Below are 12,874 nucleotides of genomic sequence, written 5' to 3'. Positions count from 1 at the left end.
AATAACCAGATCCATAAAAATAGCCCGTTATATCATAAAATATTAACGGGCTATTTTGTTCAAACCAAACTTACTTCAATCTTTAGCTATAACCACAGTTGTTTAATCGGCGTATCAGGTGAAAAGTGATAATGGATCTGCGCTTGTAATAACTCGGCTGTCGCAATGGCATCCGTTAATGCATCATGTGGCGGATAGGCGGGTAAATTATAACGTGCACGGCTATTAGCAAGACGAATCGACTCTTGGCGTTTCTTGGGTTTAAACAGGCTAAAAAAACCCTTATTTTGCGATTCCTGAACATCTGCTTCAATCTGCATAGTATCGATAACCGGAAACACAATGCCTTCATTAATAAAACTGCGGAGATGATTATCAAAAAAATCACGTTCAATACGGCGGTAATGAACCACTACAACCTTGCCAGCTAACGCATCTAATACGGGTTCTAGAATACGCAATAAGTCAGGTGCACCTTTCAAGTCAGTATGAGTAATACCATGAATAATAATGGAATTTTCTTTCAGCTTATCTTCAGGCTCAATATACCAGTGCTGCGCTTGACGACAAAAAATACGTTTTAAATTAAACGGTACCAGACCAATGCTAATAATACTGTTTTGTTCAGAGTCTAGCCCCGTCGTTTCAAAATCTAATGCAACAAAATCAATATCACCTAATTTCGTTTCATCGTGATACGTACCCGCGCGATAAAAAGACTTTAAACGTTTATCCTTGCTCTGCTCTATTTTCAGTTTATAGAACGCGCCCCAGTTTAAAATCTCTTTATTAATAAAATTGTGCATTCATAATCCCTGCATTTTATTCGCAGTATAACGATACTTTAAAAAGTTCTGGGCGTTACTTAACACCAAAAATGCATCTTTAAGATTACGGCGCTCAAATTCCGACATATTCTCTGGTTCGATATTATTATCCGGTTCAATTTCCGATTCTACGTCTAACGCTTGGTGGCGTAAACGTACTAAGGAAATCAATTCCATCGCATGGTGTAGATCCTGCGCTTTTGACGGCGGTAAGATCCCCGCTTCAATAATATCTTCCAAGCGTTCAAATGAATTTTGCGATTGCGAGCCAATCGCCAATCCGTGCACCCGGATCAAATCGGCCAGCGGCGCTGTACCACGACGTTTTAAGTTAATGGAATTGTTATGACGACCATCTTTCTCCATCACAAAGTTTTTGAAAAAACCCAATGGCGGGGTACGGTTTAAAGCATTACGTGCTAAACAGGCTAAGAATCGGTTGTTTTTCTTGGCACGACGTAAGATAAAGGCATTTAATTGCTCAGCCCATTTTACCCGTCCATAAACGCCGTTTAAATCAAAGAAGATAGAGCAGTTTAATAACGCTTGTGGACTCGGGTTGTCTATCCAGTCTGCAAAGCATTCCTCCCACTGCGCTTGGGTTTTACGGAACTCTGGATTGGTTGCCATAATATCGCCTGTACAATAGGTATAGCCGCAAGCCGCTAATCCATCACACACAAATTTGGATAAATTTTCAAAATATGCGCCATGCTGCTCATGATCATAACTATTGTCTAAAATAATGCCATTATCTTGGTCGGTCACAATTAATTGCTCATCACGCGCCATAGATCCCAACGCTAAGAAACAATAAGGTACAGGCGGCTGACCAAACGCCTCTTCAGCAAGTTCGAGTAAACGCTGCTTAAAGCTGCGACCGATCTCGGACATCGCACTACCTATCATATGAGAGTTGGCGTCTTCATTCACCATTCGTACAAAACAATCTTTAAGTTGCTTAGACAGCAACACCAGATCATCAATATTCTGTTGTTGAAAAATACTACTCGAAAATAACAAGCTATTTTGTGATTCATAACGAATAATATCAGCCACTTCAATCAGGCCGATAGGCTGCTTGTTCTTCAGGATGGGTAAATGATGGACATTGTAACGTAACATCATCAGCATCGCTTCCGAGACATAGGCATTATGATCGAGTGACATCAATTCTGTCGACATGACATCTGAAACAGGGTTATCAACACTCAGACCCGTCGCAATAACTTTTGCACACAGATCATGCTGAGTAATAATACCGACAAAATTGCTGCCATCTTCATTGGTAATAGTCGGATCATTAATCAACGCGGCAGAGACACTCTCTTCTACCATCACCTTAGCAACATCTTGAATTGACGTAGTATTTTTCACCATCACTAAGTCTCGGCTTAATAATGTTTTCACTTTCGAAGTGGTTAATGAGTTGGCATCATCACTATTATCTTCAACCGCTTGTTTTAAACGGATAGTACCTTCAACTTCAGAGAAATCAGAAAAGGTTTCATAGCGTTCACAAAAATCATGGAAGATTGCTTCTGGAATACAATAAAGCAGCGTATCTTTTATCGCTTTAGCAGGAAGTCGAACTTTATTATTGGCCAATAGGCCCATTTGGCCAAATATTTCGCCTTGATCCAAGCGATTGTATAATTCACCTTTACGGCGGTATATTTCCACTACACCACTGCGAATAAAATACAGATCATGGATCTTGTGACCATATTCAATAATCATCGAATCTGCACGGAAGTATGTGATCTCAATGCTCTTAACCACCTCTAACAATGCTTCTTCTGGTAGTTGGTCAAAAGGTTGGTACTGGCTTATAAAATTTTTAATTTCTAATAGTTCGATTTCCATTCTTTACTCGATTGATAATTTATTGATATGCTGAGGCGCGTTCAATTAAAGACTCCGCTTGTCGACGTAACAGCCAATCAGCACCCAATGTTATCGCCTTTTCGGCCAATGAACGAGCTTGTTTATAATTACCTTGATAAAAATAGCGTTCGCCAAGACGGTAATAAGTTTCTGGATAACGTGGCGCAATGCGTATAGCACGCTCTAACGAGGCAATCGCACCGTTATTATCGCCATTACTCAACTGTTTATTAGCGCGTTTCATTAACGATAATACCACAGCAGGTGCTTGAGCCGTATCATCGACAGGCGCAGGTTTACTTTGTTTACCCAACACAGGGACAGTATTATTAGTCTCTTGAACCTGAGTCCCATTCGCGTTATACGTAGGTATTGTGCCACAAGCGGTCAACAACCAGGGTAAAGACAATAAACACACGCGTTTTAATATTTTCATTTTATTTCCACTATTAATTTGCAATGACAAATAGCATTATTCAACAAGTTCTCGAAACCATTCAATAACACGCTTAACACCTTGATTGCAGCGTAATTCAATTTCGGGTTCATAACCACTCACAAAGGGGAGTGGAATAGAGTTAAGACAACTACCTTGACTACCTTGCCCGGTATCTTTATCCACCCACACCACGGTAATATCTTGTGGTGGCAGATTCTGAATCGGTAACTCAGAACGTTGACGGAAAATTTCAGCCCACACACGTAACGCACCACTTGAGCCTGTTAAACCAATCGAGGCATTATCATCACGTCCCATCCACACGACGGCCATCATGTCACCAGAAAACCCAGCAAACCAACTGTCTCTTAGATTATTGGTCGTGCCCGTTTTACCAGCAACTTCAAAATCAGGTAACAGCCATTGTAATGCTCTTGCCGAACCTTCATGGGTAACAGCCTGCATGGCATGACGCAGCATATAAATCGAGCTTGAATCAAAACGTTTATCCACCACTAACGGATAACTTTTCAACACAGTGCCACCGGGATCGACGACGGCACTGATCGCTAATAAAGGGGTATAGAATCCATCTGCAGATAATGTCTGATACATCTGCGCCACAGCAATCGGTGACATATCCACAGCACCTAAAGTAATAGCAGGTAACTCAGGAATCGTTTGCTCAACACCCAAACGACGCAGTGTATCTGCGATCTTATCTAACCCCAATTCATTACCTAAACGGGCTGTTGATTGATTATAAGACTTAGCTAACGCGGTATATAACAACACCTGACCGTGATCTTTCTTATCATAATTTTTAGGGGACCAAATATCGCCATTGGGCAGATTAAGGTTATATTCATCATCACTAATTAAAGTCGCCAGGTTATACTGTTGTGGTTGTTCTAAGGCGGTTAAATACACCGCTGGCTTTATTAACGAACCAACTTGACGTCTTGCATCAATAGCACGGTTAAAACCCGCAAAACGCGTATTAACACCACCGACAATAGCAATCACCGCGCCTGTATTTGGCCGGGTTATCACAACAGCACCTTCAAGCTTAGCACTCAACCCATCACGCTTATGTCGAGCAATGGCTTTTGTTAAACTCGATTCCGCACTGCTTTGCACCAGCGGATCAAAATGGGTAAAAATAGATAGCCCATTTTCACTTAAATCTTCGACTTTATAATCGCGCTGTAATTGCCGGCGCACCAAATCAAGGTAAGCCGGGAATCGTTTCGTGCTACTTGCGGTTTGTTCTCCCATGCCGAGTGGCAAGGCTTTTGCTGCAGCCGCTAAATCAGCATCCAAACGACCTTCACGTACTGCGATATTCAGCACTAAGTCTCGGCGTTTAAGCGCTCGTTCAGGATTCCGCCATGGGTTGTAATAACTTGCGCCTCGCACGAGTGCGACCAATAACGCTTGTTTATCAAGTGACAGCTCTGCAAGTGGTGTTTTGAAATAATACTGGCTGGCTAAACCGAAACCATGAATGGCTCGAGGCCCGTCTTGACCAAGGTAAATTTCGTTAATATAGCCTTCTAAGATATCAACCTTGGAAAAATGAAATTCGAGTAGGATCGCCATCAACGCTTCTTGCACTTTACGGCTTAAAGTACGTTCAGAACTAAGATAATAGTTCTTAACGAGTTGCTGAGTCAGTGTAGACGCGCCTTGCGCAATACCACCTTGCTTAATATTCGCCACTAACGCACGGGCGATACCACGCAACGAAATACCAAAATGATCATAAAAACCATCATCTTCAACCGCCACTAACATTGCTTGTAACGATTCCGGCACTTCGGATAGCTGAACTAACAAACGGTCTTCATTATGCGCTGGATAGATACCACCAATAACGACTGGCTCTAAACGTAACAGGCCAACCCCATCGTCAGTATCAAGTTTAGTCACTAAACCATCTTGCAATGTCAGTAAAATATTGCGCGGCGGTTCTAAATCATCACTAAATTGGAAGCCTGGCGTATAAATACCAACCTGATCACCTCGTATATTTGCTTGACCAGGCTTTGTCGGTCGTGAGACGAATTTGTAACCTAATAAGCCAAGCTCGGTTTTTAAATCAGCAACGGTTAATGCTGCACCTTCATATAATTCAAGTGGCCGCGCATAAACCGTCGATGGTACCGCCCATTTATTTTCATCAAAGGTTGAGCGAATAATAATATCTAAATAAACCATTACTGCGAACCCAATAAACACAGGGATCAGTAACAATTTCCACCATAAACCGCTGCGTTGTTTGTTCTTGTTGTCTTTTGTATTCTTACTCACAAGCACCTCTCGTTGCCATTCCGCCGTAAAACGACAACGGATTTAATCTATAATTCAATGCGGATCATACCACAGTAAATAAATGCCAAACGATATTAGCGTGCAGCCCATTATAATATCTGTACATAGAAAATTAGACTTAAAAACAGTATTTAAAAGATGTATTTATAAAATCATTCAGCCTCAATAAATCATTCGATAAATACGATTAACCCCCACTTCCACCACTTTAAAATGAAAACATAAGAGGTTATGTTGTAAAACAAACATTCTTCATTACGAGATCTGCTTATATGCGCTGAAATCAGCAAATTAATATAACCAAAATAGCCTCATTACTTAGATAGTAGACTGAGAATTAGTTCATATTATAGCCAAATTAGCTGTTAAGACTATGATTAAAAACACACGTCTTAATTCACATAAACAAGGATCCACGATGAAAATATTAATCCCTCTGGTTTTATCACTCGGTTCAATTGTCACAACCCCCGCCCTAGCTACCGACAAAACATCCGGTGATGTCGACTTTTACCTTGGTGCTAAAACGGGTTATCTATATACCGCATTTGACGAGCTTGACCCAAAAGTTCCTGCTACTTTTATGATTGGCATTCAACAAAGTGGCTTCGGCTTAGAATTTGAAGGTACCTTTGTTGATATGGATGAAAACAATATTGATTTTGAATACGAATCTTACGCTATTTACGGCACCTATCGTACGTCTGGTGAATTTTACGCCAAAATAAGAGCTGGTTATTTAGAAGAGACGCTGAAATCAGACACAAAAAAATGGGAAGAGGATGGTTTTTCTGGTGGTATTGCGTTTGGTCTTGAGGTCAGCGATGCTTTCACTATCGAAGCGGGCTATACCGTTATTCAAGCCGATTTGAAATATTTTAGTATCGGCGGTAATGTGCATTTCTGACAAAAAGGGATAGTCAATTGCTTGAGCTATCCCTTTGACACAAATTGTTAAGCGCTAGTGATTAAGCTTTAGCGGCTTTTAATTTGCCTTCTTCTTTCGCTAAGACAGCTGCTTTATCAACAGGCTTAGTAAAGAATGCAATCACAGTAACAGCCAGTAATAATGCCGCGAAAGCAAAATAAGTATTGTTAGTTGAACCTGCAACAGTCGCTAAGAAACCACCGAAGAAACCTGATACACCCCATGAAGAATAAAGGATACCGAAGTTAGTGCCGTAATTTTTTAGACCATAGTTATCAGCAGTAATCGTTGGGAATACACTTAATAGTGCACCGTATGACATCGCGCCAATTGCAATCGCAACCATAAGCGGCATTTGCGTGGTAATGGTTGTGAAGAACGCCATGTTACCCGCTTGCATTAAGAATACTAAAGCAAGTGTATTAACACGGCCAATCCTATCAGAAATTAAACCACCTACAACACGACCACCAGTATTAAAAATAGCAAGTAAAACAACACTGAATGCAATTTGCTCTGATGTCAGACCAATTGATTTACTGATGTTACCAATACTACCAATAAGCATGATGCCTGCAGCAGCTGAAACTAGGAACATTACCCATAACTGGTAAAATTGACGAGTTTTCAGCATTTGCTGCCAAGTCAGGTTAATATCATCACTTGACGCTGCCGCTTTTGCTTCAGATGCGTCAGCAACATAACCAGCAGGAGGCGCAACTAACAAAGATGCTAATGGGATTGCGATAGCTAATAGACCCACACCTAAGATTTTGAATGTGTCGTAGATACCGTAGTTTTCAATCAGGCTTGTAGACAATGGCGCTAGGTATACAGAAGCAAGTCCGAAACCACCAGCAGTTAGTCCACTGACTAAACCTTTCTTACCTTTAGGCCACCATTTCATCGCGCTTGGGCTAATACATGCGTATGAGAAACCGATACCGGCACCAACGATACCACCAAAGGTAAATTCAAGTTCGGTTAAAGTAGTAGTGTAACCTGAAGCAATAAGACCTAGACCAACGAGCGTTACACCAAGCATGGCCACTTTTTTAGGACCAATCTTGTCTTGTAAGATACCAGCAATAAGTAAACAAGTAGCGAATGTGAAAACAGCAATTTTATACGGTGATTTTACATCTGCAGCATCAACGTTTAACGCTTCTGCTAGAGGTACAGTAAAAACACCCCATGCGTATAGGATACCGATTGTTAAATTTATGCCTATACCAGCTAATAGGATCTGAAGTGGTTTATTACTCATTGTTGCCTCAAAATTACAAAGATTGCGGCAATTTACACGTTTTGTGATCTAGGTACAACTTTTAATTTAAAATATCGTATTTTTGTTGATATAAAACACAAACAGAACGGAGCGTCACATATTGATGACTTACTCATTCTAATTCAAGACTAAATCCCAGAAACAAAAATGAGTGCCGAAGCACCCATTTCATTATTTTCTATATAATCGGTTAGTCTTTAATCATTGAGTAACGATTAAAGTACCGCAGCAATCGCTTTACATAGCGGTTGCATATTGTTTTTAGTCATACCAGCAACGCTGATACGGCCCGAACCAACGATATAAACAGCGTGTTCATCTTTCAATGTAGCCACTTGTTCTTTAGTAAGACCTGAGAATGAGAACATACCATTTTGGCGAGTAATAAAGCTATAGTCGCCAGTCACCCCCATTTCAGCGAGTGTTACTACAAATAACTCACGCATTTCGTGAATACGTACACGCATTTCAGCTACTTCTGCAATCCATTGTTTACGTAATACTTCATCATCAAGAATAATTGCAACAATTGCCGCGCCATGTGCAGGTGGGTTTGAATAGTTGGCACGAATACCTGATTTAATTTGGCTAAATGCCGCAGCAGCAACATCTTTATTTTTCGCTACTAGCGTTAGACCGCCAACACGTTCGTTGTATAAACCAAAGTTTTTAGAGAATGAGTTAGCAACTAATAATTCTTCACAATGCTCTGTGAATACACGTAGACCAGCCGCATCTTCTTCAACACCTATTGCAAAACCTTGGTATGCAAAATCAAACAGTGGTAATAACTTTTTGTTCGCACATAGCTGCGCAAGTGTAGTCCACTGTTCAAGCGTTGGATCAATACCGGTTGGATTATGGCAGCAGCCATGGAAAAGAACAACATCACCCGCTTCAGCTTCAGCTAAAGAAGCTAACATCGCATTAAAATCTAAATCGCGTGTTTCTGCGTTATAATAAGCATACTGCTTAACTTCTAGGCCCGCCGTATTAAACACATTACCGTGATTTGCCCATGTTGGGTTACTTACCCAAATACGATCACTGGTTAAATGACTTTTAATAAAATCTGCAGCTGTACGTAGTGCACCAGTACCACCCGGTGCTTGTGCTGTAATTGCACGTTGGCTCGTTACAACCTCGCTATCGGCACCAAATAATAGTTTTTGTACTGCCGACGCATAGGCTTTATGGCCTTCAATACTCAAATAACTTTTACTTTTTTCTTCATCAATTAGCTTTTGCTCTGCTAATTTAACTGATTTTAGGATAGGAGTTTGGCCAGTTTCATCTTTATAAATACCCACACCTAAATTGATTTTTTCGGCACGTGGATCTTTAACAAATGCTTCTGTTAAACCTAAGATTGGATCTGCTGCTGCTGTAACGATTTTCTCAAACATGGTATTCCCTATCTGTTTGTAATTAAACTACGTATTAAACCTAAGATTTGACTTATTTATACCATCACAACCCCTAAATTCATAGCGATGTAACGAAAAAATAACAGAGATATAAGAAATAAATATAGAGATGAATTATCCCTTATTTGAAAATAAAAAAAGGAGCCTTGCGGCTCCTTCAGGCTTCAAAAAATCTTGTATAATTTTACCAATACTGACAAAACAATTACATTGCTTTGAAGATTTCTTCTACGCTTTCTTTAGCATCGCCAAATAGCATAGTTGTGTTCTCTTTGAAGAATAATGGGTTTTGAACACCAGCATAACCAGTCGCCATACTACGTTTGAACACAACAACATTTTTTGCATTCCATACTTCGAGTACCGGCATACCAGAGATTGGCGAGTTTTCTTCTTTCGCTGCTGGGTTAACCGTATCATTCGCACCGATTACAAGTACGGTATCAGTGTCGTTGAAATCTTTATTGATCTCATCCATTTCTAATACGATATCGTAAGGTACTTTTGCTTCAGCAAGTAATACGTTCATGTGACCAGGTAAACGACCCGCTACAGGGTGAATACCAAAGCGTACATCAATACCCGCATCACGCAACTTCTTGGTGATAGCGAATACCGGATACTGTGCTTGCGCAACAGCCATACCATAACCAGGAGTAATGATTACACGCTTAGAGCTCATTAGCATTTCAGCTACTTCAGCTGCAGATGTTTCAACGTGAACACCTTGCTCTTCATCACCTGTTGGTACAACAACCTTGTTACCGAAGCCGCCTGCAATAACAGAGATAAACGAACGGTTCATCGCTTTACACATTACATAACTTAAGATAGCACCCGAAGAACCGACTAACGCACCAGTTACAATTAACAGATCATTACCTAAGATAAGACCTGTAGCTGCACCAGCCCAACCTGAATAAGAGTTAAGCATAGAGACAACAACTGGCATATCTGCGCCACCAATTGATAATACTAAATGCGCACCAAATGCAATTGCAATGATACTCATGATGACTAACGCCGCAGTGTCGCCTTCAAAACCAGCACCAACGAATGAGAACATTAGATAAACAGTAACAAGTAATGCTGCTAAGTTCATTTTATGGCGGTGTGGTAACATTAACGCGCTCGATTTAACACGACCGTTTAACTTACCCCAAGCGATTAATGAACCAACAAATGTCACGATACCGATAAACACACCTAAAAAGATCAGAGTTAAGTGGATGCTTAACATAACTGGATCTGTAATGCCGTGTTCGATATAACTGTTGTAACCGATAAGTACCGCGGCTAAACCACCGAAGCTGTTTAGGATCGCAACCATTTCTGGCATTTCAGTCATGCCGATTTTGTTCGCCCAGCGTACACCAAATGCACCACCAGCAAGCATAGCGGCTATGATATAACCGATATTTGTTACGTCACTACTAAATAATGTTGCAACAACCGCTACAACCATACCCAGAATACCGACATAAATACCTCTCTGTGCCGTTTCTTGCTTTGACAACGCAGCAAGAGCAAGTACAAACAGTACCGCGGCAACGATATAGGCCGCTTCTAAAATACTGTTACCACTCGTTGCGACTGCAACTTCCTGTACCACATCAACAGCAACAGATGCTTGTTCTGCAACTGCAATCTGTGCCAATTGTGCGGCTTGTGTTGCTGCATCTACCGCTGCTTGCGCTGCATTGATAGCATTTTGTGCAGCTTCAATTGATTCTTGAGACATTATAAAAAATCCTTATTTACGGAACATTTTCAACATACGCTCAGTAACGGCAAAACCACCGGCGATGTTGATAGTGGCAATAAATGTGCCGAGGAATGCGAGTAAGGTTACAAGACCACTCTCAGCGCCCATTTGGAAGAAAGCACCAAGAATAACAATACCTGAAATAGCATTCGTTACACTCATCAGCGGCGTATGTAATGACGCTGCCACATCCCAAATCAGGTAATAACCAATCACACAAGCTAGTGCGAATACCATTAAGTGATTTAAGAATTCAGCAGGAACATAACTTGCTAACGCTGAATATGCCCAGATACCGCCACCGGCTAATAATGCCTTGTAGATACCCGTTTTTTTCTTTTCAGGTTTCGCAGGCGCTTCTTTCACTTCTTCTTTTTTTGCAGCTTGAGGCGCAGCTGAAACTTGAATCGGTGGCGCAGGCCAAGTAATTTTACCGTCTTTAATTACCGTCACACCACGTTGAACAACATCATCAAAGTTGATGATCATTTCACCATCTTTTTCTGGTGTGAGTAATTTAAGCAAGTTAACTAAGTTGGTACCGTAAAGCTGTGATGCTTGTGCTGGTAGACGACGTGCCATTTCGTTATAACCGATAACTTTAACGCCACCGTCTGTGGTAATAACTTTATCAACGACACTTGGTTCAACGTTACCGCCGTTCACTGCCGCTAAATCGACAATCACACTACCCGCCTTCATGCCATCAACCATTTCTTGACTAATGAGGCGAGGTGCAGGACGACCAGGAATTAATGCCGTGGTAATGATGATATCGGCATCAGCAACTTGCTCAGCAAGCATCTTCTGCTCTTGAGCTTTATAGTCTTCACTCATTACTTTCGCGTAACCATCACCAGATCCCGAAGACTCGTCAAAGTCTACTGTTAAAAATTCAGCACCCAAACTGGTGATCTGTTCTTTAACTTCAGGACGCGTATCGTACGCACGAACAATCGCACCTAAGCTACCCGCCGCGCCTATGGCAGAAAGGCCAGCAACACCAGCACCAATAATCAGTACTTTTGCAGGTGGTACTTTACCCGCAGCGGTAATTTGACCGGTAAAGAAACGGCCAAATTCATTGGCGGCTTCGATTACCGCACGGTAACCCGCGATATTAGCCATTGAGCTTAATGCATCAAGTGACTGTGAACGTGAAATACGAGGCACTGAATCCATTGCCAAAACGTTAATTTCACGTTTGGCAAGCTTCTCTAGAAGTTCTTCATTTTGAGCTGGCCAAATGAAGCTGATTAATGAAGTGCCTTTTTGTAATAACTTAATTTCTTTGTCATTTGCTGGCGCATTAACTTTTAGTACAATATCAGAAGCCCAAACTTGTTTGGTATCTCCCGAAATTGTTGCTCCAGCCGCTTCAAAAGTAGCGTCATTAAAATTAGCTAGTTGACCTGCGTTGCTTTCAACCAACACAGAAAAGCCTAATTTCTGTAACTGCTCAACAGTTGCTGGTGTGGCAGCAACTCGAGTTTCACCTTTGAGGCTCTCTCTTGGTATACCTATTTGCATCATCTGTTCCTGTCTGTTTCAACATCAAAGATAAAATACTACGTTCCATGTGTATCCCATATAGCATGAGGTACGGAGAAGCATAAGTACAAAGTATCGGATTAAACCATTCATAATAAAAATGAAATGGGTTATTTGTCACTAACGATTGTTCACAAAAATGTGACTTAACGCAACAACAATTTATTTGACCTTACCGCATTTCAAATGGAATTTGGAATCTAAAATGTGGATTAAAAGTAAAATAGATATTATCTACCTCGAATTAAAGCATCTTTGAAGTGTGGTTGACAAGATTAAATTGGTTTAATCTTCAATGATTTACATGGCAAAGAAAAGAAGGTTTCGTTTGAAATGGTAAACGATGTCGAAAGACTATAAAATGAAATAGTGAAACCGTGAAATAAAAAAACATATGTTGTTACTTTTTATTATAAAGTGTCATTTTT

The 12,874-nt window shown here is 40.8% G+C and carries 9 protein-coding genes; 1 reads left to right on the top strand and 8 read right to left on the bottom strand.

What is annotated here, in order from left to right:
• Positions 1 to 86: 86 nt before the first annotated feature.
• The 4 genes from MORIYA_RS01685 to mrcB are packed head-to-tail and all read right to left on the bottom strand — an operon-like array spanning position 87 to position 5,466.
• Positions 87 to 806 (bottom strand): 3'-5' exonuclease, encoded by a 720-nt coding sequence (locus MORIYA_RS01685; protein WP_112712158.1) that lies wholly within the window; start codon positions 804 to 806, stop codon positions 87 to 89.
• Positions 807 to 2,693, bottom strand: a complete 1,887-nt coding sequence (locus MORIYA_RS01680; protein ID WP_112712156.1) for a DUF294 nucleotidyltransferase-like domain-containing protein — start codon at positions 2,691 to 2,693, stop codon at positions 807 to 809. It abuts the gene before it with no gap.
• Between the two features lie 19 nt (positions 2,694 to 2,712).
• Positions 2,713 to 3,150, bottom strand: a complete 438-nt coding sequence (locus MORIYA_RS01675; RefSeq protein WP_112712154.1) for a tetratricopeptide repeat protein — start codon at positions 3,148 to 3,150, stop codon at positions 2,713 to 2,715.
• Between the two features lie 36 nt (positions 3,151 to 3,186).
• Positions 3,187 to 5,466 carry a penicillin-binding protein 1B gene (gene mrcB / locus MORIYA_RS01670; protein WP_112718372.1) on the bottom strand — a complete coding sequence of 760 codons (2,280 nt, stop codon included), beginning with the start codon at positions 5,464 to 5,466 and terminating at the stop codon, positions 3,187 to 3,189.
• Between the two features lie 439 nt (positions 5,467 to 5,905).
• Between mrcB and MORIYA_RS01665 the strand changes: the two genes are divergently transcribed.
• The gene (locus MORIYA_RS01665) at positions 5,906 to 6,394 is read left to right on the top strand and encodes a porin family protein (protein WP_112712152.1); all 489 of its coding nucleotides are present in this window, start codon (positions 5,906 to 5,908) and stop codon (positions 6,392 to 6,394) included.
• A 61-nt stretch (positions 6,395 to 6,455) separates the two neighbouring features.
• Here MORIYA_RS01665 and MORIYA_RS01660 read toward each other — a convergent pair whose 3' ends face one another.
• The 4 genes from MORIYA_RS01660 to MORIYA_RS01645 all read right to left on the bottom strand — a co-directional run bounded on the left by MORIYA_RS01660 (position 6,456) and on the right by MORIYA_RS01645 (position 12,425).
• Positions 6,456 to 7,682 (bottom strand): L-lactate MFS transporter, encoded by a 1,227-nt coding sequence (locus MORIYA_RS01660; RefSeq protein WP_112712150.1) that lies wholly within the window; start codon positions 7,680 to 7,682, stop codon positions 6,456 to 6,458.
• 236 nt (positions 7,683 to 7,918) lie between these two features.
• On the bottom strand, positions 7,919 to 9,109 hold the full coding sequence (locus MORIYA_RS01655) for an amino acid aminotransferase (RefSeq protein WP_112712148.1): 1,191 nt from the start codon (positions 9,107 to 9,109) through the stop codon (positions 7,919 to 7,921).
• A gap of 226 nt (positions 9,110 to 9,335) precedes the next feature.
• Positions 9,336 to 10,871: a Re/Si-specific NAD(P)(+) transhydrogenase subunit beta gene (gene pntB / locus MORIYA_RS01650; protein WP_112712146.1), complete on the bottom strand. Its 1,536-nt coding sequence runs from the start codon at positions 10,869 to 10,871 to the stop codon at positions 9,336 to 9,338.
• A 12-nt stretch (positions 10,872 to 10,883) separates the two neighbouring features.
• Positions 10,884 to 12,425 (bottom strand): Re/Si-specific NAD(P)(+) transhydrogenase subunit alpha, encoded by a 1,542-nt coding sequence (locus MORIYA_RS01645; RefSeq protein ID WP_112712144.1) that lies wholly within the window; start codon positions 12,423 to 12,425, stop codon positions 10,884 to 10,886.
• Between the last annotated feature and the right edge of the window lie 449 nt (positions 12,426 to 12,874).

Source organism: Moritella yayanosii (assembly GCF_900465055.1).
Lineage (GTDB): Bacteria > Pseudomonadota > Gammaproteobacteria > Enterobacterales > Moritellaceae > Moritella > Moritella yayanosii.
Note: the sequence above shows the minus strand (reverse complement) of the source record. Positions and strands in the feature narration are given on the sequence as shown.

Coding starts and splice junctions, on each gene's coding strand:
- MORIYA_RS01685 (WP_112712158.1), bottom strand. CDS start 806: ATGCACAATTTTATTAATAAAGAGATTTTAAACTGGGGCGCGTTCTAT.
- MORIYA_RS01680 (WP_112712156.1), bottom strand. CDS start 2,693: ATGGAAATCGAACTATTAGAAATTAAAAATTTTATAAGCCAGTACCAA.
- MORIYA_RS01675 (WP_112712154.1), bottom strand. CDS start 3,150: ATGAAAATATTAAAACGCGTGTGTTTATTGTCTTTACCCTGGTTGTTG.
- MORIYA_RS01665 (WP_112712152.1), top strand. CDS start 5,906: ATGAAAATATTAATCCCTCTGGTTTTATCACTCGGTTCAATTGTCACA.
- MORIYA_RS01660 (WP_112712150.1), bottom strand. CDS start 7,682: ATGAGTAATAAACCACTTCAGATCCTATTAGCTGGTATAGGCATAAAT.
- MORIYA_RS01655 (WP_112712148.1), bottom strand. CDS start 9,109: ATGTTTGAGAAAATCGTTACAGCAGCAGCAGATCCAATCTTAGGTTTA.
- pntB (WP_112712146.1), bottom strand. CDS start 10,871: ATGTCTCAAGAATCAATTGAAGCTGCACAAAATGCTATCAATGCAGCG.
- MORIYA_RS01645 (WP_112712144.1), bottom strand. CDS start 12,425: ATGCAAATAGGTATACCAAGAGAGAGCCTCAAAGGTGAAACTCGAGTT.